Source organism: Citrobacter sp. Cpo089 (assembly GCF_030332695.1).
In the GTDB taxonomy this organism is placed as follows: Bacteria; Pseudomonadota; Gammaproteobacteria; order Enterobacterales; family Enterobacteriaceae; genus Citrobacter; species Citrobacter portucalensis.
In genome coordinates, this window is record NZ_JAOWHJ010000038.1 from 15,035 (window position 1) to 36,831 (window position 21,797).

21 protein-coding genes are annotated in these 21,797 nt (G+C 53.6%); 12 read left to right on the forward strand and 9 right to left on the reverse strand.

All coding sequences use genetic code 11. The features are described 5' to 3' along the window. The first annotated feature begins 49 nt into the window (after positions 1-49). Positions 50-751: a DnaA inactivator Hda gene (locus OGX92_RS06060; RefSeq protein WP_211924219.1), complete on the forward strand. Its 702-nt coding sequence runs from the start codon at positions 50-52 to the stop codon at positions 749-751. A 35-nt stretch (positions 752-786) separates the two neighbouring features. Here the strand turns inward: OGX92_RS06060 and arsC are convergent, their stop codons facing one another. Next, on the reverse strand, positions 787-1,146 hold the full coding sequence (gene arsC / locus OGX92_RS06065) for an arsenate reductase (glutaredoxin) (RefSeq protein ID WP_003835105.1): 360 nt from the start codon (positions 1,144-1,146) through the stop codon (positions 787-789). 123 nt (positions 1,147-1,269) lie between these two features. Then, complete coding sequence (bepA, locus tag OGX92_RS06070) at positions 1,270-2,733, reverse strand: beta-barrel assembly-enhancing protease (RefSeq protein WP_125112683.1); 1,464 nt, start codon at positions 2,731-2,733, stop codon at positions 1,270-1,272. 226 nt (positions 2,734-2,959) lie between these two features. Here bepA and OGX92_RS06075 point away from each other — a divergent pair, with 226 nt between their 5' ends. From OGX92_RS06075 to iadA, 4 genes are all read left to right on the forward strand, one after another. After that, a complete protein-coding gene (locus OGX92_RS06075) occupies positions 2,960-4,024 on the forward strand; it encodes an AI-2E family transporter (RefSeq protein WP_003037941.1) in 1,065 nt (354 codons plus the stop codon). A gap of 166 nt (positions 4,025-4,190) precedes the next feature. Further along, complete coding sequence (locus tag OGX92_RS06080) at positions 4,191-4,850, forward strand: nucleoside recognition domain-containing protein (RefSeq protein WP_003835101.1); 660 nt, start codon at positions 4,191-4,193, stop codon at positions 4,848-4,850. 1 nt (position 4,851) lies between these two features. Then, entirely contained in the window at positions 4,852-5,313 is a 462-nt protein-coding gene (locus OGX92_RS06085; RefSeq protein ID WP_003835099.1) for a YjiG family protein, read from the forward strand. A gap of 11 nt (positions 5,314-5,324) precedes the next feature. Continuing rightward, positions 5,325-6,488: a beta-aspartyl-peptidase gene (gene iadA / locus OGX92_RS06090; protein WP_063941699.1), complete on the forward strand. Its 1,164-nt coding sequence runs from the start codon at positions 5,325-5,327 to the stop codon at positions 6,486-6,488. A gap of 105 nt (positions 6,489-6,593) precedes the next feature. Here iadA and bcp read toward each other — a convergent pair whose 3' ends face one another. Further along, complete coding sequence (bcp, locus tag OGX92_RS06095) at positions 6,594-7,064, reverse strand: thioredoxin-dependent thiol peroxidase (protein WP_003835095.1); 471 nt, start codon at positions 7,062-7,064, stop codon at positions 6,594-6,596. Continuing rightward, on the reverse strand, positions 7,064-7,636 hold the full coding sequence (locus OGX92_RS06100) for a glycine cleavage system transcriptional repressor (RefSeq protein ID WP_003037954.1): 573 nt from the start codon (positions 7,634-7,636) through the stop codon (positions 7,064-7,066). Before OGX92_RS06100 ends, bcp begins: the two co-directional genes overlap by 1 nt. Positions 7,637-7,781: 145 nt before the next feature. Here OGX92_RS06100 and dapA point away from each other — a divergent pair, with 145 nt between their 5' ends. The 6 genes from dapA (at position 7,782) to ypfH (ending at position 14,334) form a co-directional block, all read left to right on the forward strand. Next, positions 7,782-8,660: a 4-hydroxy-tetrahydrodipicolinate synthase gene (gene dapA / locus OGX92_RS06105; RefSeq protein WP_003037957.1), complete on the forward strand. Its 879-nt coding sequence runs from the start codon at positions 7,782-7,784 to the stop codon at positions 8,658-8,660. A gap of 16 nt (positions 8,661-8,676) precedes the next feature. Next, positions 8,677-9,711 (forward strand): outer membrane protein assembly factor BamC, encoded by a 1,035-nt coding sequence (gene bamC / locus OGX92_RS06110; RefSeq protein WP_286586324.1) that lies wholly within the window; start codon positions 8,677-8,679, stop codon positions 9,709-9,711. 111 nt (positions 9,712-9,822) lie between these two features. Then, positions 9,823-10,536 (forward strand): phosphoribosylaminoimidazolesuccinocarboxamide synthase, encoded by a 714-nt coding sequence (gene purC, locus OGX92_RS06115; RefSeq protein WP_003835086.1) that lies wholly within the window; start codon positions 9,823-9,825, stop codon positions 10,534-10,536. Positions 10,537-10,664: 128 nt separating this feature from the next. Continuing rightward, on the forward strand, positions 10,665-11,531 hold the full coding sequence (ypfJ, locus tag OGX92_RS06120) for a KPN_02809 family neutral zinc metallopeptidase (RefSeq protein ID WP_003037967.1): 867 nt from the start codon (positions 10,665-10,667) through the stop codon (positions 11,529-11,531). 15 nt (positions 11,532-11,546) lie between these two features. Next, positions 11,547-13,562 (forward strand): tRNA(Met) cytidine acetyltransferase TmcA, encoded by a 2,016-nt coding sequence (locus OGX92_RS06125; RefSeq protein ID WP_286586325.1) that lies wholly within the window; start codon positions 11,547-11,549, stop codon positions 13,560-13,562. A gap of 73 nt (positions 13,563-13,635) precedes the next feature. Next, complete coding sequence (gene ypfH / locus OGX92_RS06130; protein ID WP_286586326.1) at positions 13,636-14,334, forward strand: esterase; 699 nt, start codon at positions 13,636-13,638, stop codon at positions 14,332-14,334. Between the two features lie 103 nt (positions 14,335-14,437). On the opposite strand, the gene OGX92_RS06135 is transcribed toward ypfH, so the two are convergent. The 3 genes from OGX92_RS06135 to OGX92_RS06145 are packed head-to-tail and all read right to left on the reverse strand — an operon-like array spanning position 14,438 to position 16,153. Further along, positions 14,438-14,638 (reverse strand): YpfN family protein, encoded by a 201-nt coding sequence (locus OGX92_RS06135; protein ID WP_003835080.1) that lies wholly within the window; start codon positions 14,636-14,638, stop codon positions 14,438-14,440. Between the two features lie 27 nt (positions 14,639-14,665). Next, positions 14,666-15,793, reverse strand: coding sequence for a succinyl-diaminopimelate desuccinylase (gene dapE / locus OGX92_RS06140; protein ID WP_149335086.1), 1,128 nt, complete (start codon positions 15,791-15,793; stop codon positions 14,666-14,668). Between the two features lie 3 nt (positions 15,794-15,796). After that, the gene (locus OGX92_RS06145) at positions 15,797-16,153 is read right to left on the reverse strand and encodes an ArsC family reductase (protein ID WP_003835078.1); all 357 of its coding nucleotides are present in this window, start codon (positions 16,151-16,153) and stop codon (positions 15,797-15,799) included. Between the two features lie 389 nt (positions 16,154-16,542). On the opposite strand from OGX92_RS06145, the gene ypfM reads away from it, so the two are divergent. After that, complete coding sequence (ypfM, locus tag OGX92_RS06150; protein ID WP_001386977.1) at positions 16,543-16,602, forward strand: protein YpfM; 60 nt, start codon at positions 16,543-16,545, stop codon at positions 16,600-16,602. 75 nt (positions 16,603-16,677) lie between these two features. Here the strand turns inward: ypfM and acrD are convergent, their stop codons facing one another. Both acrD and narQ read right to left on the reverse strand, forming a co-directional pair. Next, positions 16,678-19,791, reverse strand: a complete 3,114-nt coding sequence (acrD, locus tag OGX92_RS06155) for a multidrug efflux RND transporter permease AcrD (RefSeq protein ID WP_286586327.1) — start codon at positions 19,789-19,791, stop codon at positions 16,678-16,680. Between the two features lie 184 nt (positions 19,792-19,975). Then, a complete protein-coding gene (narQ, locus tag OGX92_RS06160) occupies positions 19,976-21,673 on the reverse strand; it encodes a nitrate/nitrite two-component system sensor histidine kinase NarQ (protein WP_286586328.1) in 1,698 nt (565 codons plus the stop codon). Positions 21,674-21,797: the final 124 nt, after the last annotated feature.

The following is a 21,797-nucleotide window of genomic DNA, read 5'->3' on the forward strand; positions in this document are numbered from 1 at the left end:
TCTGTGTTAAACTCAACGCGATTTTATGAAATCCTGGGTTGAGGTATCTCTGAACACACCGGCACAGCTCTCTTTGCCACTTTATCTTCCTGACGACGAAACTTTCGCAAGTTTCTGGCCGGGGGATAACTCCTCTTTACTGGCTGCACTGCAAAACGTGCTGCGTCAGGAACATAGCGGGTATATTTATCTCTGGTCGCGTGAAGGCGCTGGCCGTAGTCATTTGCTGCATGCAGCCTGTGCGGAACTCTCCGCGCGCGGCGATGCGGTAGGCTACGTGCCGCTCGACAAACGCACCTGGTTCGTCCCCGAGGTGCTCGACGGGATGGAGCATTTATCGCTGGTATGCATCGATAACATCGAATGTGTGGCTGGTGATTCGCTGTGGGAAATGGCGATCTTTGATCTCTACAACCGTATCCTGGAGTCGGGGAAAACGCGCCTGCTGATCACCGGCGATCGTCCGCCAAGACAGTTGAATCTGGGGTTGCCGGATCTCGCCTCACGCCTGGACTGGGGGCAAATCTACAAGCTACAACCGCTTTCCGATGAAGATAAGCTGCAGGCGTTGCAATTACGCGCCAGACTTCGTGGATTTGAACTGCCGGAAGATGTGGGACGTTTTCTGCTAAAGCGTCTGGATCGAGAAATGCGTACGCTGTTTATGACGCTGGATCAGCTTGATCATGCTTCGATCACCGCCCAACGTAAGCTGACCATTCCGTTCGTAAAAGAAATTCTGAAGCTGTAAGCGCCGCAGCCGGGAAGACTGCGGCAGGTTGCAGGTTAACCGACGATTTCTAGTACCTGCTCAGGCGGGCGTCCAATTCGAGCCTGACCTTTGGCAACCACAATCGGGCGCTCCATCAGTTTCGGGTTTTCCACCATTGCCTGAATCAGCGTGTCTTCACTCAGATTTTTGTCCGCCAGGTTAAGTGATTTATAAAGATCCTCTTTCTGGCGCATCAGTTCACGCGCGCTGGACATACCGAGCATTTGCAGCAGTTCACGCAGGGTTGCTGCATCAGCCGGCGCTTCCAGATACAACACCACTTCCGGGTCCACGCCGTTGGACTTCAGTAATTCCAGCGTTTCACGGCTCTTGGAGCAACGTGGGTTATGGTAGATTTTAATCGCGTCTGACATGACTTCTCCTTGCATAACAATACTGCCGGATGGCGGCCAAAAGACCTTATCCGGCCTACATATTGCGTCTGACGTAGGCCGGATAAGACGCTACAGCGTCGCCATCCGGCAAAGGTTCGATAATTACATCTTCGTGTACGGTTTAAAGCGTTCTTGCAGCTGGCGTAGCTGGTCAATACGGGCATCGTATCTGGCCTGCTGCTGGCTACCCAGTTTCACCTGAGAACTTGCGCTGCTGAGCATCGAAATAGCCTGATCCAGACGTCCCGCGAGGGCATACCCCTCCGCGCGCGCCGCCAGCTCCTGATCGCGGTTGCCCAGGTTGGCTTCCGCTTGCGCTAACAGATCCCAGCCGTTAGGGTCATCTTTATGGTTAAACGTATAGCGATTCAGGATGGTCGCCGCCTCTTTGGCTTGTCCACCCTGTAAATAGGCATTCGCCAGGTTGAGCTGCAGAACCGGGTTAGTGCGCAGGTCGCGGGCGTTTTTCAGGCGGTTAATGGCATCACTGGTTTTCTTCTGGCCGAGATCGATATCCGTTGCCAGGTCGAGATACCAGGCATTGTTAGGATCTGCCGCCAGCAGCGGTTGCAGCGCTTTACGCGCCTCGTCATATTTACTGGCTTCCATCGCCTGCAATGCCCGGCCATACTGCGCCGCACGTTGCTCACGTACGTTGCCTTTCGACCAGTTACTCAGCAGGTCATCGGTCAACTGGTTACGACCAGAGTTGTACATGCCCAAGGTTCGTGCCTTAGCCAGATAAAAATCTTCTGACGACTGGACGACCACCGGGCGCATCTGGTTGGCGCGGTTACGGGCATCAGACAGACGGCTTTCCGGCAGGGGGTGAGTCAGCAAAATTTCCGGCGGACGCGAAGAGTAACGAGCCTGGTCGAGCAGTTTTTCCAGGAACGTTGGCATGGCCTGGGGATCGAATCCCGAGCGTTGCAGTACCTGAATACCGATGCGGTCTGCTTCCTGTTCGTTTTGCTGCGTAAAGCTGATCATTCCCTGACGTGTACCCGCCAGCGTACCGGTCAGCGCCGCCATACCCGCCTGCGGGCTGGCCATTGCTAATAAAATTGAACCTAAAGCGCCAACCCACGTTAGTGGCGCGCTGCGTTTCTGATCTTCCATGGCACGCGCCAGGTGACGCTGCGTAACGTGGGAAATTTCGTGCGCCATAACCGATGCCAGCTGGCTTTCGTTGTCGGAATAGCGAAATAATGCAGAGTGCAGGACAACGTTGCCGCCAAAGAAAGCAAAGGCGTTGATTTCATCGTTGTTAATCAAAAAGAAGGTGAAGGGCGTTTTAACCGAGTCGGCGTGCGAGACCAGACGCATCCCCAGCGCATTAATGTATTGGGTGAGCAATGGATCGTTAATTAATGGCGCACTGCCGCGCAGTTGGCGTACGTAATAATCGCCCATCTGCATTTCCTGTCCTATGGAAAGCGTACTGCCTGCCGACGTTCCCATATCAGGCAGGGTGTCCGCAGTATCAGCAAATGCGGGCGCAACCTGACCGATAGTCAGTGCGGCAATGAGGGTAGCAACCAGGTTTTTTTTCAACTGCCTGAACATAACCTCTGTCCTGTATTCTTTTTTGAGATAGCCATTTGACCGATGCTGTGAAGTATCGTTCACACTCCGCAAGCTTACGGAGTGTAACTGCGAAACCTGACGATGAACACCCAGGAAAAATGTCTTTTCACTTTGCGTAATCAGCCATAAAAAGCGAAGTCTTTTTTGTGACATTTCGATACAATTCGGGATCGCAATCCCGCTATTGGGTTCATGGAAGGGTTTTATGCTCGAAATGTTGATGCAATGGTATCGTCGCCGCTTTAGCGACCCCGAAGCCATCGCCCTGCTGATTATTCTTGTTGCCGGTTTTGGCATCCTGTTTTTCTTTAGCGGCCTTTTGGCGCCGCTGCTGGTCGCCATTGTGCTGGCGTACCTGCTTGAATGGCCGACAGTGCGGCTGGAACATATTGGTTGTTCACGGCGTTGGGCGACATCGATTGTGCTGGTGGTGTTTGTCGGTATTTTACTGCTGATGGCCTTTGTGGTGATGCCCGTTGCGTGGCAGCAGGGAATTTACCTGATCCGCGACATGCCCGGCATGCTCAATAAATTGTCTGATTTTGCCGCCACCTTGCCACGACGTTACCCGGCGCTGATGGATGCAGGCATCATTGATGCGATGGCGGAAAATATGCGCTCGCGAATGCTCACCATGGGCGATTCGGTGGTGAAATATTCGTTAGCCTCACTGGTTGGATTGCTGACCCTGGCGGTCTATCTTGTTCTTGTCCCATTGATGGTGTTCTTCCTGATCAAAGATAAAGGACAGATGCTGAACGCCGTGCGCCGGGTGCTGCCGCGTAACCGCGGGCTGGCGGGGCAGGTATGGAAAGAGATGAATCAGCAAATCACCAACTATATCCGCGGAAAGGTGCTGGAAATGGTGGTGGTCGGCGTAGCGACCTGGCTCGGCTTCCTGCTGTTTGGTCTCAACTATTCGCTGCTGCTGGCGGTGCTGGTCGGGTTCTCTGTGCTGATCCCGTATATCGGCGCTTTTGTGGTGACGATTCCGGTGGTTGGCGTGGCGCTGTTCCAGTTTGGCCTTGGCACTGAGTTCTGGAGCTGTTTTGCCGTGTACCTGATAATCCAGGCGCTGGACGGCAATTTGCTGGTTCCCGTGCTGTTCTCCGAGGCGGTCAATCTGCATCCACTGGTCATTATTCTCTCCGTGGTGATTTTCGGCGGTTTGTGGGGATTCTGGGGCGTATTCTTTGCGATTCCTCTGGCGACGTTAATCAAAGCGGTAATGCATGCCTGGCCGGATGGTCAGGTCGTTGACGAACCCTAATCTGCAAGATCCGGCGATATCATGTCGCCGGATCTGAACTTGTCTGACCTCTATCCACTCTTTCTGAATAATCTCCTCTGGTGTCGTTTTTCTCCGCGTTTGTCTTTAACTTGACCATCGTGATGTCTTTTAGTCACACAAGGATTAAGGCCAACAGGAGAACAAAATGGATCACAGCACACACACGCAGCAAAAGGTGGGATGGGGCGGTTATCTCGCTTTTTTTATTACGATTATTCTTTTTTCCGGCATGTTTGCGAAAAGTACCGAATGGTGGCGGGTCTTTGACTTCACCGTCCTCAACGGTGCGTTTGGGCAGATTAATGCTGCGGGCGGCACGGCGGTCTCTTTTCGTGGCTCTGGAGGGATGGGGGCCAAAGACGGTTTCTTATTCGCGCTTGAGCTGGCACCTTCCGTCATTCTTTCGCTTGGGATTATTTCTGTCACCGAAGGGTTGGGTGGGTTGCGCGCGGCACAACAGCTGATGACGCCGGTCCTGCGTCCGTTACTGGGCATTCCGGGTATTTGTTCGCTGGCGTTGATTGCGAATTTGCAAAATACCGATGCCGCGGCCGGGATGACCAAAGAAATGGCGGAAGAGGGCATTATCACAGAGCAGGAACGCGCTATTTTTGCCTGCTGGCAAACCAGCGGCAGCGCGTGCATTACCAACTATTTTTCTTCTGGCGCAGCGCTGTTTACGATGGTGACCGTTCCGGTGATTACGCCGCTGGCGGTGATCCTTGTCTTCAAATTTGTGGGCGCGAACCTGTTGCGTGTATGGATCGCGCAGCTGGAAAATCGCCGTATGCAGCAGGAGGCGTGAGATGACAACACAGGTACGTAAAAACGTCATGGATATGTTTATCGATGGCGCACGGCGCGGGTTTACCATTGCAACAACCAGTCTGTTGCCTAACGTGGTGATGGCGTTTGTGATTATTCAGGCGCTGAAGGTGACAGGGCTGCTCGAGGTTGTCGGGCGGGTATGCGAGCCGGTAATGGCGCTGTGGGGGCTGCCGGGGGAATCTGCCACTGTGCTGCTGGCAGCGGTGATGAGTATGGGAGGCGGCGTCGGCGTGTGCGCCAGCCTGGTTGTCGCCGGTACGCTTTCGGGACATGATGCCACGGTGTTGTTACCGGCTATCTACCTGATGGGAAATCCGGTGCAAAATGTGGGCCGTTGTCTGGGGACCGCGGGGGTTCATCCTCGTTATTACCCGCTAATTATTGCGGTATGCGTCATTAATGCGCTGCTCTCTATTTGGGTTATGCAGGTTATTGCCTGACAAGGAAGGTTATGAACTGTTCAATTCTTGATTTGACGTTGTTCCAGCAGGGACACGTGTATGCGCCGGAAGATTTAGGGCGACAGGATATACTGGTCTCCGGCAGCAAAATTGTTGCCATCGCCCCGTCAATTTCTCCTGAAGACTTTCCCGGTTGCGAGTGTATCAATCTTGACGGCGCGATTGTATGCCCAGGATTTATCGATCAACACGTCCATCTTATTGGCGGCGGTGGGGAGGCGGGGCCGCATACCCGCACCCCGGAAGTGCGCTTGTCACGGCTGGTTGAAGCTGGCGTCACGTCGGTGGTGGGTTTGCTGGGTACCGATGGCATTACCCGTCACCCGGAATCGCTGCTGGCAAAAACCCGCGCGCTGGAGTTTGAAGGCATCAGCGCATGGATGCTGACCGGGGCGTATTCTCTGCCTTCCCCGACGATCACCGGTAGTATCGATCGCGATGTGGCGCTGATTGATAAAGTTATTGGTGTGAAATGTGCGGTTTCGGACCATCGTTCTTCAGCCCCGGATACCTCGGCGCTGGCAAATATGGCGGCGCAGTCGCGTGTCGGCGGATTGTTAGGGCGCAAACCGGGGATCAGCGTTTTCCATATGGGCGACAGCCCGCGCATGCTGGAACCGTTGTACCAGATCCTTGAATGTTGCGATGTGCCGATTACTAAACTGTTGCCGACACACGTTAACCGTGCGGAACCGTTGTTCCAGGCGGCGCTGGAGTATGCCCGTAAAGGCGGTTATATCGACATTACCAGCAGCATTGATGAGCCCGTCGACCCGGCCACGGCTATCGCCACGGCGCTACGCCAGAACGTGCCGCTGTCGCGCATTACCCTTAGCTCGGATGGCAACGGCAGCCAGCCGGAATTTGATGAGCTTGGCAATCTCACCGGCATCGGTGTCGCGGGGTTTGAATCACTGGCCGAGACGGTGCGCCAGTTGGTGAAGATTCATGCCATACCGCTGGAACAGGCGCTGTGTCCGCTGACGCGTACGGTCGCAGAATTTTTGGCACTGGAGCATAAAGGGCGTCTGGCGGTGGGATGCGATGCGGACATTCTGGTGCTCAACGACGCGCTGGAAGTTCATCACCTGTGGGCGAAGGGAAAAGCCGTGGTGAAAGAGCAGAAAGCGTGCGTGAAAGGGACGTTTGAGTAACCGGGCGGTCATCTGCCGGATGGCGACGCTAACGCCTTATCCGGCCTACAAATGCACGCACGTATGCCGGATAAGGCGTTCACACCGCCATCCGGCATTTCACGGTCAGGCGTTCTCTTTCAGCCAGTTCATTACCACGTCGTGGTGGTTGCTGGTTTTGAAGTCATCAAACACATGCTCAATTTTCCCTTCGGCATCAATCAGGAAGCTGATGCGGTGGATGCCATCGTAGGTTTTGCCCATAAATGACTTCTCACCCCAGACGCCGAACTGCTCGCAAACCTGATGATCTTCATCGGACAGGAGCGTGAAATTCAGGACTTCTTTCTCCGCGAATCGGGAAAGCTTCTCTGGTTTGTCAGTGCTGATCCCCAGCACTTCAACACCCGCTTTTTTTAACTCATCCATGTTATCGCGCAGGCCGCAGGCCTGTACGGTACAGCCGGGTGTCATGGCTTTCGGGTAAAAATAAACCAGAACACGCTGTCCCTGGAAGTCGGTTAAATTTACTTGTTCTCCGTCTTGATCCGGCAAGCTAAATTTCGGTGCGATATCACCGGCTTTCAGTGGGTTCATTACTTAACTCCATCCTGTTCATCATGCTGTGAGTAATTGACGACGTTAATACTGCCTTGCGCATTGAGTTCTGTACAGAGTGCTTTAAACGCATCTTCAATATTTGCCGAATCATGTGACGCAGGACTATGTGCGGTAATTTGAATAAACAACTGCGCCGCCTTTCCATTCTCAGCCGGTTGCGTGCGTGAAACCAGTTCCGCAATATTCATTTGGTGGCTGTCAAACAGAGCGGTGAAGCGTTCAATCAAATGGGGAGAATCAGGGACATCGACCTGCACCCATACCGTAGCAGGCATTGCCGGACGGGGGCGCGCGGTCGTGCGCTTCATCACAATGAGTAAATCCAGCTCTGCGCCTTTTAATGGCAGGGTTGATTCAATCAGGGTGATGGCATTCCAGGTTCCCGACAGCAACATGATAAACGTGAACTCATCACCCAGCATGGCCAGTCGGCTGTCTTCGATATTACAGCCGCAACTGCTGACATGACGCGTGATGGTGTTCACAATTCCTGGGCGATCGGCACCCAGCGCAGTAATGACCAGATAGTGTTGCGATGACGATGTCAAACCTGTTCTTCCTTTGAGCGGTGAGGTAATCATAAGGAAAGCATAAAAAAAACATGCATACAACAATCAGAACGGCTCTGGTCGCTTGCTTTTATTGTCGTACCAAACGTACCATTGAGACACTTGTTTGCACAGAGGATGGCCCATGTTCACGGGAAGTATTGTCGCGCTTGTTACGCCGATGGATGAGAAAGGTAAAGTCTGCCGGTCGAGCCTGAAAAAACTGATTGATTATCATGTCGCCAGCGGCACCTCGGCGATCGTTTCTGTTGGCACCACCGGTGAGTCCGCCACCCTGAGTCATGATGAACATGGCGATGTGGTGATGATGACGCTGGAACTGGCTGACGGGCGTATTCCGGTGATTGCCGGAACCGGCGCCAATGCGACCGCGGAAGCCATTAGTCTGACGCAGCGTTTCAACGACAGCGGTGTTGTCGGCTGCCTGACGGTGACGCCTTACTACAACCGCCCAACCCAGGAAGGTTTGTTCCAGCATTTCAAAGCCATTGCTGAGCATACTGACCTGCCGCAAATTCTGTATAATGTGCCGTCCCGTACTGGCTGCGATATGCTGCCGGAAACCGTTGGTCGTCTGGCGAAAGTTAAAAATATTATCGCTATTAAAGAGGCCACGGGGAACTTAAGTCGCGTTCACCAGATCAAAGAGCTGGTTTCGGACGACTTTATTCTGCTCAGCGGTGATGACGCGACCGGACTGGATTTTATGCAGCTCGGTGGTCATGGCGTGATTTCCGTAACGTCTAACGTTGCGGCACGTGATATGGCTGAAATGTGCAAACTGGCGGCAGCCGGGCAATTTGCCGAGGCGCGGGTGATTAACCAACGTCTGATGCCGTTACACAACAAACTATTTGTCGAACCCAACCCTATTCCCGTGAAATGGGCGTGTAAGGAGTTGGGACTTGTGGCGACCGATACGCTACGTCTGCCGATGACGCCAATCACGGACAATGCTCGTGAAATCGTCAAAGCGGCGCTTAAGCATGCCGGTTTGCTGTAAAGTTTAGGGAGATTTGATGGCTTACTCAGTACAAAAGTCGCGCCTGGCCAAGGTTGCGGGTGTTTCGCTTGTTATGTTGCTCGCGGCCTGTAGCTCTGACTCGCGCTATAAGCGCCAGGTGAGCGGTGATGAATCCTATCTGGAGGCCGCACCGCTTGCTGAGCTTCATGCTCCAGCTGGGATGATTTTGCCGGTTATGTCGGGCGACTATAATATCCCGGTAACCAACGGCAGTGGTGCCGTGGGTAAAGCGCTGGATATTCGTCCACCGGCTCAGCCGTTAGCATTAGTCACCGGTGCTCGCACACAGATCGCGGGTGATACGTCGACATTACTGGTGGAAAACGGTCGTGGCAACACACTGTGGCCGCAGGTCGTTAGCGTCATTCAGTCTAAAAACTACACGATCACCAAACGTGATGATGCCAGCCAGACGTTGACCACCGACTGGGTTGACTGGAACCGTCTGGATGAAGACGAGCAGTACCGTGGACGTTATCAAATCTCGGTTAAACCGCAGGGCTATCAGCAAGCGGTAACGGTGAAACTGGTTAACCTCGAGCAGGCGGGTAAAACCGTAGCCGATGCGGCATCAATGCAGCGCTACAGCGCTGAAATGATGAACGTTATCTCTGCTGGTCTGGATAAGAACGCCACAGACGCCGCGAATGCCGCGCAGAACCGCTCTGCAGCCACCATGGATGTTCAGAGCGCCGCCGATGACACCGGTTTACCAATGCTGGTGGTACGCGGGCCGTTCAACGTGGTGTGGCAGCGTCTGCCGGCAGCGCTTGAGAAAGTGGGGATGAAGGTAACCGACAGCACCCGTTCTCAGGGCAGCATCGCGGTGACCTACAAACCACTGTCCGATAGCAACTGGCAGGAGTTGGGTGCAAGCGACCCGGGTCTGGTATCCGGCGACTATAAACTGCAGGTCGGTGATTTAGACAACCGCAGTAGCTTGCAGTTTATCGATCCGAAGGGGCATACCCTGACGCAAAGCCAGAACGACGCGCTGGTCGCCGTCTTCCAGGCAGCGTTCAGTAAGTAAAAATAAAGGGCTGGATAACTCCAGCCCTTTTTTTCTGATATGATACGCAAACGTGTGCGTCGGCAGAAAAACGCAATATTTATCGTTAATTCACACCCAGGAGTAATAAAGATGCAAAAGCAAGCTGAGTTGTATCGTGGTAAAGCGAAGACCGTATACAGCACGGAAAACCCGGACCTGTTGGTGCTCGAATTCCGCAATGATACGTCAGCAGGGGATGGCGCGCGCATTGAACAGTTTGACCGTAAAGGCATGGTGAACAACAAATTCAACCATTTCATTATGACTAAACTGCAAGAAGCGGGTATTCCTACCCAGATGGAGCGACTGCTTTCTGATACCGAATGTCTGGTGAAAAAACTGGAGATGGTACCGGTTGAATGTGTGGTACGTAACCGCGCGGCAGGCTCTCTGGTTAAGCGTTTAGGCGTTGAGGAAGGTATTGAACTGAATCCGCCGCTGTTTGATCTGTTCCTGAAAAACGATGCTATGCACGATCCAATGATTAACGATTCCTATTGCGAAACTTTTGGTTGGGTGAGCAAAGAGAATCTGGCACGTATGAAAGAGCTGACCTACAAAGCTAACGACGTGCTGAAAAAGATGTTTGATGATGCTGGTCTGATTCTGGTCGACTTCAAACTTGAGTTTGGTTTGTATAAAGGTGAAGTGGTCCTGGGTGATGAATTCTCACCGGACGGTAGCCGCCTGTGGGACAAAGAAACGCTGGATAAAATGGACAAAGATCGCTTCCGCCAGAGTCTGGGCGGCCTGATCGAAGCCTATGAAGCCGTCGCGCATCGCCTGGGTGTGAAGTTAGACTAATCATCCCCTGAGCCGGCGATCGCTCTCCGGCTCATTAACCCCACCTGATTTGATTACTATTTCTTATGGTAATCCTGTTCCGAACCGCCTACGATCATCATCATAATGAATAAAAAGTTGAGGTGATTATGCGCTGGCAAGGGCGTCGTGAAAGTGACAACGTGGAAGACAGACGAAACAGCTCTGGCGGCGGCCCCTCTATGGGTGGGCCTGGTTTTCGTCTGCCCAGTGGTAAAGGCGGCATCATTCTGCTGATTGTGGTGCTGGTGGCGGGTTATTATGGCGTGGATCTCACCGGGCTAATGACTGGCCAGCCGGTCTCCCAACAGCAATCATCACGCTCCATCAGCCCAAACGATGATGAAGCGGCAAAATTTACCTCGGTGATTCTGGCTACCACAGAAGATACCTGGGGACAGCAGTTTGAAAAAATGGGCCGCACCTACCAACAGCCGAAGCTGGTGATGTACCGGGGCGCGACGCGTACCGGCTGCGGCGCGGGTCAGTCCGTGATGGGGCCATTTTATTGCCCGGCAGATGGTACGGTTTACATCGACCTTTCATTCTATGACGACATGAAAAACAAGCTGGGCGCTGATGGTGATTTTGCTCAGGGCTATGTTATCGCCCATGAAGTGGGTCACCACGTGCAGAAACTGCTGGGCATTGAACCTAAAGTTCGTCAGATGCAGCAGAATGCCTCACAGGCAGAAGTGAACCGTCTTTCCGTTCGAATGGAACTGCAGGCAGACTGCTTTGCCGGTGTCTGGGGCCACAGCATGCAGCAGCAGGGCGTACTGGAGTCTGGTGACCTGGAAGAGGCACTGAACGCCGCACAGGCCATTGGTGACGATCGTCTGCAACAGCAGGGACAAGGACGCGTCGTGCCGGACAGCTTTACTCACGGAACCTCTGAACAGCGTTTTACCTGGTTCAAACGCGGTTTTGATAGCGGCGATCCGGGGCAATGTAATACCTTTGGTAAAGGTATTTAAGATACTGAGGCAGGGATGTCCGATAACACGGCGCTGAGCACGTTAACCGAACAAATGACCCTCGAAGGGATCCGTCGTCTGCTGATTATCAGCGGCGAGGATAACTGGTGTCAGGAACAGGCATTAGCGCTACGCAGCATGTTACCCGGCGACTGGCTGTGGGTAGGGGAGCAAGCCCCTACCGAGCCGTGCTGTACGCCGCAGGCGCTAAAAACATTATTAGGGCGCGAGTTTCGTCATGCGGTTTTTGACGCCAGGCAAGGTTTTGACGCTGCGGCGTTTGCCGCCTTAAGCGGCACACTGCTTTCTGGCAGTTGGCTGGTATTGCTGACCCCACCCTGGCATTCCTGGCACACGCATCCGGACGCGGATTCACTACGCTGGAGCGATTGTGCTGAACCTATCCCTACACCGCACTTTATTGAACACGTCAAACGGGTGATTTCCCGCGATAGACAGGCTCTGCACTGGCAACAGCATCAGCCGGTTTCCTGTCCGTACTTTCCTGCTCGCGCAGCCTGGCACGCGGCAACCGGCGAACCCCAGCCAGAACAGGCGATGATATTAAATCATTTGCTGGCTATGCCTCCCGGTGTGGTTGCGGTGACGGCGGCACGGGGTCGGGGTAAATCCGCTCTGGCAGGGCAACTCATAGCGCGGATTAACGGCACTGCGATTGTGACAGCGCCTGCCAAAGCGGCAACCGATGTGCTGGCGCAATTTGCCGGGGAGCGTTACCGTTTTATGGCCCCGGATGCGCTGTTAAGCAGTTCTGCAATCGCAGACTGGCTAATTGTGGATGAAGCCGCCGCGATCCCCGCGCCGCTGTTGCATCAACTGGTGGCGCGTTTTCCTCGTACGCTGTTAACCACTACAGTACAAGGCTACGAGGGAACGGGGAGAGGCTTCTTGCTGAAATTCTGTGCCCGCTTCCCCAATCTTCAACGCTATGAATTGCAGCAACCGGTACGCTGGGCGCAGGGATGTCCGCTGGAGCAAATCGTCAGCGATGCGCTGGTGTTTGATGATGAAACGTTCACGCATGCCCCATTGGGGGAGCTTCACTTCTCGGCATTTGAGCAACAGTCCTGGCATGCTAACCCGGCGCTGCCGTTAGCGGTATACCAACTGCTTTCCGGAGCGCATTATCGCACCTCGCCATTGGACCTGCGACGAATGATGGACGCGCCTGGACAGCATTTTCTTCAGGCATCAACCGCTGACTCAGTGGCGGGAGCCGTCTGGTTGGTCGATGAAGGGGGACTATCCGCAGAATTAAGCCAAGCCGTCTGGGCCGGATATCGCCGACCGAGAGGGAATCTGGTTGCGCAGTCGCTGGCGGCGCACGGTGGTGACCCGTTGGCGGCGACGCTCGTCGGGAGACGGGTCAGTCGAATTGCGGTTCATCCTGCGCGCCAAAGAGAAAGTATTGGGCAACAGCTGATTATGCTGGCCCACCGCTATTCCACATCGTGTGACTATCTGTCGGTCAGTTTTGGGTATACGGCTGAACTATGGCGTTTCTGGGAGCGCTGCGGTTTTGTGCTGGTGCGAATGGGAAATCATCGGGAAGCCAGCAGCGGCTGTTATACCGCCATGGCGTTACTTCCCATTAGCGAAGCGGGGAAACGCCTTGCTGAGCGGGAGCACCAGCATTTGCGTCGTGATGCGGAAATCCTTGCGCGATGGAACGGTGAGAACATTCCGCTGGTCCCTCTGAAAGAGGCTACGCTTAATGAGGATGACTGGGCTGAGCTGGCTGGGTTTGCCTTCGCGCATCGGCCATTATTGACGTCTCTAGGCTGTCTGAGTCGTCTGCTTGAGCACAGTGAGTTACCTCTTCCGGCCTTGCGCGGACGCATCCAGGCTAAACGTAGCGACGCCGAATTGTGCCAACAGCTCAAGATTTCTGGTCGTAAAGCGTTGCTGGTCATTCAGCGCGCCGAAGCGGCGCAGGCATTAAATCAGCTGGATGCAGAGCGTGAACAGCGGCTACATAATCGCATTATGCAATGGCAATTTTTTCACTAACTTCTTCAATTTCCTGGCATGGTCATTGCGGTTAAGCGGCGTAGAATGATTCTCATCAGCTAAGGAGACCGCCATGAAACATGACCATTTTGTTGTTCAAAGTCCCGAAAAACCCGCTCAACAGCTACTGCTGCTGTTTCATGGCGTCGGCGATAATCCGGTTGCCATGGGTGAAATTGGCACCTGGTTTGCGCCGCTGTTTCCGGATGCGCTAATCGTTAGCATTGGCGGGGCAGAGCCTTACGGGACGACGTCCGGACGTCAGTGGTTTTCGGTGCAGGGCGTAACAGAAGAGAGTCGTCAGGCACGCGTTGACGCCATAATGCCGGTGTTTATCGAAACCGTGCGTTACTGGCAGAAGCACAGCGGCGTTTCGCCGCAGGCAACCGCGCTGATTGGCTTTTCTCAGGGGGCGATTATGTCACTTGAGAGCATCAAAGCTGAGCCGGGGCTGGCATCGCGGGTCATCGCCTTCAATGGCCGCTATGCCACCTTGCCAGAGGCTGCAACCACCGCGACGACGGTGCATTTGATTCACGGTGGTGAAGACCGGGTAATTGAGTTATCTCATGCCGTTGCCGCGCAGGAAGCGTTAATGCGCGCTGGTGGAGACGTGACGCTGGATATCGTCGAAAATCTGGGGCACGCCATTGATGAACGCAGCATGCAGTTTGCGCTCGATCATCTGCGTTTTACCGTACCGAAGCACTACTTTGATGAAGCGCTGAGCAGCGGTAAGCCTCACGATGATGATGTGATTGCCATGATCTGATTGATCACCGTAGGCCGGATAAAACGCGAAGCGTTGCCATCCGGCACGTAATGCCCGGTGGCGCTAACGCTTACCGGGCCTACGGGACTTATCTGCCTATTAATTATTTCTTCGGTTGGTCCTTATTCGGCCAATCGTCGTCGTCATCCCATTTATCGTTAAAGTCACGATGCGGGGGAAGCTCCGGCTTGTTGGCAAGAAATTTCTTGTGATCGACGCGCTTGAGATCTTTAATCACGTTCAGCAGCACGCCTACCAGAAACACCAACACCAGAATCCACCAATATTTTGCCAGCCAGTCCATGCTCATTTCCTCTTATAGGAACACTCATCAGGCGACGAGTTGCTCCATGATACGTTGATACATACGGGCAAGCAGCTGCAGGTCGGCGGCATTAACACATTCATTAATTTTATGAATAGTGGCGTTGACCGGCCCAAGTTCTACTACCTGCGCCCCCATGCGGGCAATAAAACGCCCGTCGGACGTCCCGCCTGTAGTCAGTAACTGCGGTTTAATCTCATTATAGTGCTCAATGGCGTTCACCACTGCATCCACCAGTTTACCGCGTTCGGTCAGGAACGGCTGACCGGAAAGCCACCAGTCGACGGTATAACGAAGCTGATATTTCTCCAGCAGCGCGTGAACCCGTGCTTTAATCATCTCATCGGTCAGCTCAGTGCTGAAACGGAAGTTGAACTGGATAAACAGTTCTCCAGGGATAACGTTGTTGCTGCCGGTTCCAGCCTGGATATTGGCAATCTGCATGCTGGTCGCCGGGAAGAATTCGTTACCCTGATCCCACTCGATCGCCACCAGTTCGTTGAGCATGGGGGCCGCGCGGTGTACCGGGTTATCGGCCAGATGCGGATAGGCTACGTGGCCCTGCACGCCGTGAATGGTCAGGTTGCAGGTCAGTGAACCACGACGTCCATTTTTCACCACGTCGCCAACGATTTCCGTGCTGGATGGCTCACCCACCAGGCAATAATCCAGTCGTTCATTACGCGCCATCAGCGCTTCAACCACCTTCACGGTGCCGTTTTTGGCGCTGGCTTCTTCGTCAGACGTTATCAAAAAGGCCAGACGACCCTGATGGTTTGGATGCTGGGCGACAAAACGTTCTGCGGCCACGACCATCGCCGCCAGTGAACCCTTCATATCGGCAGCGCCACGCCCGAACAACATGCCATCGCGAATGGTCGGTTCGAACGGTGGATTGATCCAGCGATCGACATCGCCGGCAGGCACTACGTCGGTGTGACCGGCAAATGCCAGGGTCTCACCTTTACCGCGCCATGCCCAAAAATTCTGTGTGTCACCAAAGTCCATTCGCTCAACGGTAAAACCTACCGCGCGCAGGCGTTCAATCATTAACGCCTGGCACCCGGCATCATCCGGGCTCAGGGAAGGACGGCGAATAAGCTGCTGTGTCAGCTCAATGACCGGGCACGACATAGACTACACCTCATTAAAAAACAGAGTATAACTGGATTCACTGAAACCAAGCAGCATAGGCTTACCCGGCGCGCAGAGCAATGGGCGTTTGATAATTGCTGGCATTTCAATCATCAACGCGGCGGCGGAAGCCGCATCGGTGATTTGACTGCGCGTGGATTCATCGAGTTTACGCCAGGTGGTTCCACGCGTATTGAGCAGCGCCTCCCAACCTAATTCGCTGATAAAGGACTGTAATAGCGTGTTGTCCAGACCGTCGACGCGATAATCATGAAATCGGTAGTCAATACCTTGAGCCTCCAACCAGCGTCTGGCTTTTTTAATCGTGTCGCAATTCTTAATGCCGTAGAGGGTGATCATTTGAATCCTTATTGACGTAATTTGAATATTTATTCTTTTATTCTGTGGCAATGAATAATACATATTGTCATTCAATCGTTATAGAAAAATATAACATTGTTGAACAACAGTGAATAATGATTCCTGAAAGCTCCAAAAAATACCGTATAACTAAAAATCAGAATCTGCCTGTTTGCATCAGCCTGTTTTTCCATCAGAATTGCAAAAGTAGTAGATGATGTATGAATATTTCAAAATATTGCAGTAAGTCACATAAAATTTATGGGTATAGCGCATAGTGATCACATAAACCCCAAACACTGGAGGAATCAATCGCAACCATCGGTTAAATTGCCTTCTTTTAATGATGATGATTTCGTAGAATGCCCATAATAATAAGAGAGGTTGTTATGATTGAACGTGAACTGGGGAACTGGAAAGACTTTATCGAAGTGATGCTTCGTAAATAATTTTCTGGAAGAAATTCATATCCTGTAAAGGATAAAAAAAGGCGACTCAACGTAAGTCGCCTTTTTTGTGCCCGATTATTCTGGGCGTGGCTTCAATGGGAAGCGTCTGCGCACCAGCACAAAGAACAGGGGAACGAAGTAAATCGCCAGAATTGTGGCTGAAATCATCCCGCCCATTACGCCAGTCCCCACCGCATGTTGACCGCCAGAACCAGCGCCACTGCTGATGGTCATCGGCAGCACCCCGAAGATAAACGCCAGTGAGGTCATCAGGATTGGGCGTAAACGTTGGCGACAAGCATGGAGCGTGGCGTCGAGCAGATCGTGTCCTTTCTCGTTCATCTCATTGGCGAATTCAACAATCAATATTGCGTTCTTCGCCGATAGCCCGATAACGGTAAGTAACCCGACCTGGAAATAAACGTCGTTTTCCAGGCCGCGCATCCAGGTCGCCAGTAGCGCGCCAATAACCCCCAATGGCACGACCAGCATGACGGAGAAGGGTACCGACCAGCTTTCATACAGGGCCGCCAGACACAGGAACACGACCAGCAGAGAAATGGCGTACAGGGCGGGGGCCTGAGAACCCGACAGCCGTTCCTGATAGGACATCGCCGTCCATTCGAGGCCGAACCCGGTCGGCAACTGGCGCACCAACGATTCCATTATGTCCATTGCCGTACCGGTACTGACGCCCGGCGCGGCTTCGCCGACAATCTCGACCGCGGAGTAGCCGTTATAGCGCTCCAGACGTGGTGAACCGGTTTCCCAGCGTGAAGTCGCAAAGGCCGAGAAAGGCACCATGCCACCGTTGTTATTGCGTACGTACCACAGGTTGATGTCGTCCGGGAGCATGCGATATTTTGCTGCCGCCTGCACGTAAACCTTCTTCACACGGCCCCGGTCCATAAAGTCATTGACGTAGCTGGAACCCCAGGCCGTTTGCAATGTGTCGTTGATGTCGTCGATGGAAACGCCCAGCGCCTGGGCTTTGCGCTGATCGATATCAATTTGCAACTGCGGGCTGTCGTCCAGACCGTTATGACGAACGCGGGTCAGGGAGGTGTCTTTCCCGGCCAATTCAATGAGTTTGTCGCGCGCAGCCATTAACGCATCATGGCCCGCACCGGCGTGATCCTGCAGCTCCATATCGAAACCGGCAGAGCTTCCGAGGCCGCTGATAGCCGGAGGGCTGCTGGCGAAGACGCGGGCTTCTTTAATCTTATTAAAGGCTTTGGTCGCACGTTCGATGATGGCGAAAGAGGTTCCGGTAGTGGTGTCGCGCTCATCCCAGTCTTTTAAGCGGACAAACATACGCGCCACGTTTTGACCGTTCCCGCCAGGGCCAGAACCGACCGTGGAAAAGACTGACATAATGTTGTCTTTCTCATGGGTGAAGTAATACTTCTCCACTTCCTCAACCACTTTCAATGTTTGCTGCTGCGTGGAGCCGCTGGGCAACTGTACCGAGGTGGTAAACATGCCGCGGTCTTCCAGCGGCAGGAAGGAGGTTGGCAGGCGCAGGAACAGGAAAACCATCCCGCCGAGCAGCAGGCCGTAGATCAGTATCCAGCGCAGACTGCGGTGCAGAATTCTGGCAACGCCTTTTTCGTAGCGCTCGGCGTTGCGATTAAACATCCGGTTAAACCAGCCGAAGAAACCGGTTTGTCCGTGATGCTCGCCCTTATGCAGCGGTTTGAGCAGGGTGGCGCACAGAGCGGGGGTCAGGATCATCGCCACCAGAACAGACAGCACCATAGCGGAGACGATAGTAATCGAGAACTGACGGTAAATAGCCCCGGTAGTGCCGCCGAAGAAGGCCATCGGGATAAACACCGCTGACAGCACCATGGCGATACCGACCAGCGCACCCTGGATTTGCCCCATCGATTTCCGTGTCGCTTCCCGCGGAGAGAGTCCTTCCTCACTCATAATACGCTCGACGTTTTCCACTACCACAATGGCGTCATCGACCAGCAGGCCGATCGCCAGCACCATCGCAAACATCGTCAAGGTATTAACGCTATAGCCAAAGGCGTAAAGCACGGAGAAGGTACCCATCAGGACGACGGGAACGGCGATGGTGGGAATCAGCGTGGCGCGGAAGTTTTGCAGGAACAGGTACATCACGAGGAATACCAGCGCGATCGCTTCCAGCAGGGTTTTTACCACGTCGATGATTGAGGCTTTGACAAAGGAGGTGGTTTCATATGCCACCTTATATTCCAGCCCGTGCGGAAAATATTGCGACAGCTCGTTCAGACGGTTGATAACCAGCTCCGCCGTCGCCATTTCATTGGCGCCGGAGGCCAGCTTCACGCCCAGGCCGGAGGCAGGATTTCCATTAAAGCGGCTGAGGTAATCATACTTTTCAGCACCCATTTCGACCGTCGCCACATCGCCCAGTTTAACTTCTGAGCCATCCTGGTTGACGCGTAGCGTAATGGCGCAGAATTCATCCGGAGTCTGTAGTAGCGACTGGGCGTTGATCGTCGCGTTCAGCGCCTGCTTGTCCACCGAAGGCGTACCGCCAAGTTGTCCGACGGCAATCTGCGCATTCTGTGACTCGATAGCGTCGGTCACATCTTTAGCGGTCATCTGGAAACTGTTCAGTTTGGCCGGGTCAAGCCAGATACGCATGGAGTACTGTGAGCCGTAAGCGTCAATATCTCCCACGCCGTTAATACGGCTAAGCGGATCCTGAATGTTACTGGCGACATAGTCGGCGATGTCCTGCTTATCCATTGAGCCATCGGTGGAGACAAAGGCGATAGTCAGAATATTGGTGTCCCCGGTCTTACGCACCGTGACCCCCTGATCCTGTACCGCCTGCGGCAGTTTACGCATTGCCGATTGCAGCTGGTTTTGCACCTGCTGGACGGCCTCGTCAGGATCGGTTCCGGCAACAAAGCTCAACGTAACCGTCGCCTGACCTGTCCCGCTGCTCTGCGATGACATGTACATCAGGTTATCGAGACCGGTCATGTTCTGCTCGATAACCTGGGTGACGGTGTTTTCCAGAGTCTGAGCCGAAGCGCCGGGATAGTTGGCTGTGACCCGCACGTTTGGCGGTGCCAGATCGGGATATTGCTCAACGGGCAGTGAAAAAATAGCCAGGGCTCCTGTCAGGCACAACAGGATAGCTAACACCCAGGCAAAAATGGGGCGATCGATGAAAAAATTCGCCATTAAAAGAGGACCTCGTGTTTCTGCGTATCGTTATGGGTATGGCTTGCTTCACTTTAGCGGCAAGGTACGGGTCAAACGTGGAGAAAAAAAGAAGATAATGTAAATTATCATGCCCGTTTACAGCATACCTTTCGTGCCAACGCCGTCAGGCCTGGATCCAGACCCGACGGCGCTTTGCGGTTCTTTACGTTAGCTCACTGTCTGATTCAGCCGAACGGAAACTGATGCTCACCAACGTTCCCCCTCCGGAAGGTTGAGAGAAGGTCAACGTGCCGCTCAGTCTTTCCGCCCGCTCACGCATAATATTGAGTCCATAATGCCCTGTAGGCTCATGCGGCTCGCCAATGCCGATGCCGTTATCGCGGATATAAACCGTGTGGTTGCCGTCCGGAGCCGTTACGCAGCTGACGGCAATTTCGCTCGCACTCGCATGCTTAATGGCGTTCAGCACCGCTTCACGGATGATCTGCAACAGATGCACCTGCATTTGAGCATCCAACGCTAGCGTGGGTAACCGACAGTCGAGTGTGAGTTTAGCTGAGGTTTGATTTTGCAGCGTTTCCAACATTTCATGCAGGGCGGAGGGTAAGTCTGCCTGCTGTAAGGTCAGACGGAAGGTGGTGAGCAGTTCTCGTAGCTGACGGTAGGCATCGTTCAGCGCCTGGGAGAAATCCGCCATAATGCTTTGTGCCGGGGCGTTATCTTCCGGAATTGAACGCTTCAGCAGCGTGAGCTGAATGCGTAAATAAGAGAGCACCTGCGCCAGCGAGTCGTGCAGCTCGCGTGCAATTGTCGCTCGCTCCTCCATTAACAACAGCTGCTGAAAATGTTTTTGCGCCTGGTTGAAGTACAACCCGCGTCCCAGCATCGAGGAGACGCTGTTGAGCAGCGGAGTAGAAGCACTGACGTTTGGACTTTGCCAGTGCAGTTCGCCGTAGACGGTTTCCTGCATGGTGACAGGCAGGATCTGCATCGGCAGCTCGAGGCTTTTAGTCCCTTCGCTAATCCGCCAGTTATCACCGACGGTGAGTTCAAGGAAATACGCGGCGTCATGTTCGCGGACGATCTGTAAAATATGGCGGAAGCAGTGCACGTCAATCTGGCTGGTATTTAACGCCTGGGAGCACTGATACAACACCTCCAGACGGCGATTGGCTTCGTGGAGATCGTGAGTTTTCTCGGCCACAGACGCTTCCAGCGAACGATACAGCTTGTGTAATTCACTCGACATCTGGCTAAACGTTTTGCCCAGCAATCCCAGTTCATTGGGCAAATCGGTATCCAGCGGTGGGATATCAAACTGACCGTGTTCAATTTGCTGACTGGCCATCACCAGTTTATTCAGCGGACGCACCACCTGCTGGCGAATGCGCCGCAGGGTAAAGAAGACGAGGGTGAATATGCCTATTCCGCCCGCCAGCGAGATGCCAAATACCAGCATCACTTTGCGTTCGGCATAATGCTGCAACGCCAGCACGAAGAGATCGATCTGATCGACGTAGTTGTTGATGTTGGCCTGGTACCATTTCAAATCGCCGTCGACCAGGCGGGCGTTCATTTCCAGCCAGTTAGCATGCAGTCGTCCATAGCGGCTTTTTACCGCTTGTGGCACATACCACGCGTTCAGATTCTGTAGTGCTGGCGAGTTTAGCGCCTGCTGGAAAAGCTGGCGGTGGGCGTTAAGCTGCGGGCTCTGGCTTTGTAGATCGTAACCCAGACGGTAGCTTTGCATGCGCAACGAGCCAGCAACGTTGATGGCTTCGGCATCTCGCAAGCTGCTGGTCAGCGTGAGCAGCGCAATACCTGTTGAGAGAATTGACAGCAGCACTATGTAGAAAAAAGCTTTAGCCAGACTGGCCGAGACCGGACGCTTTACCGTCACTTGTGCATCCTCACACAATACACGTCGCGCCTGAAAACAGCGTGAACGATGCGGTGTATTTGATAAATGTTAATAAAACGCCATGAAACTGGATGGTAACTGAAACACAATTTCATATGCGATG

What these genes read in the sequence shown, in the direction of transcription:
- purC (WP_003835086.1), top strand. Translation starts at nt 9,823, where the DNA reads ATGCAAAAGCAAGCTGAGTTGTATCGTGGTAAAGCGAAGACCGTATAC.
- ypfJ (WP_003037967.1), top strand. Translation starts at nt 10,665, where the DNA reads ATGCGCTGGCAAGGGCGTCGTGAAAGTGACAACGTGGAAGACAGACGA.
- ypfH (WP_286586326.1), top strand. Translation starts at nt 13,636, where the DNA reads ATGAAACATGACCATTTTGTTGTTCAAAGTCCCGAAAAACCCGCTCAA.
- dapA (WP_003037957.1), top strand. Translation starts at nt 7,782, where the DNA reads ATGTTCACGGGAAGTATTGTCGCGCTTGTTACGCCGATGGATGAGAAA.
- OGX92_RS06125 (WP_286586325.1), top strand. Translation starts at nt 11,547, where the DNA reads ATGTCCGATAACACGGCGCTGAGCACGTTAACCGAACAAATGACCCTC.
- bcp (WP_003835095.1), bottom strand. Translation starts at nt 7,064, where the DNA reads ATGAACCCACTGAAAGCCGGTGATATCGCACCGAAATTTAGCTTGCCG.
- OGX92_RS06135 (WP_003835080.1), bottom strand. Translation starts at nt 14,638, where the DNA reads ATGGACTGGCTGGCAAAATATTGGTGGATTCTGGTGTTGGTGTTTCTG.
- bepA (WP_125112683.1), bottom strand. Translation starts at nt 2,733, where the DNA reads ATGTTCAGGCAGTTGAAAAAAAACCTGGTTGCTACCCTCATTGCCGCA.
- dapE (WP_149335086.1), bottom strand. Translation starts at nt 15,793, where the DNA reads ATGTCGTGCCCGGTCATTGAGCTGACACAGCAGCTTATTCGCCGTCCT.
- OGX92_RS06075 (WP_003037941.1), top strand. Translation starts at nt 2,960, where the DNA reads ATGCTCGAAATGTTGATGCAATGGTATCGTCGCCGCTTTAGCGACCCC.
- OGX92_RS06085 (WP_003835099.1), top strand. Translation starts at nt 4,852, where the DNA reads ATGACAACACAGGTACGTAAAAACGTCATGGATATGTTTATCGATGGC.
- acrD (WP_286586327.1), bottom strand. Translation starts at nt 19,791, where the DNA reads ATGGCGAATTTTTTCATCGATCGCCCCATTTTTGCCTGGGTGTTAGCT.
- iadA (WP_063941699.1), top strand. Translation starts at nt 5,325, where the DNA reads ATGAACTGTTCAATTCTTGATTTGACGTTGTTCCAGCAGGGACACGTG.
- bamC (WP_286586324.1), top strand. Translation starts at nt 8,677, where the DNA reads ATGGCTTACTCAGTACAAAAGTCGCGCCTGGCCAAGGTTGCGGGTGTT.
- arsC (WP_003835105.1), bottom strand. Translation starts at nt 1,146, where the DNA reads ATGTCAGACGCGATTAAAATCTACCATAACCCACGTTGCTCCAAGAGC.
- OGX92_RS06145 (WP_003835078.1), bottom strand. Translation starts at nt 16,153, where the DNA reads ATGATCACCCTCTACGGCATTAAGAATTGCGACACGATTAAAAAAGCC.
- OGX92_RS06080 (WP_003835101.1), top strand. Translation starts at nt 4,191, where the DNA reads ATGGATCACAGCACACACACGCAGCAAAAGGTGGGATGGGGCGGTTAT.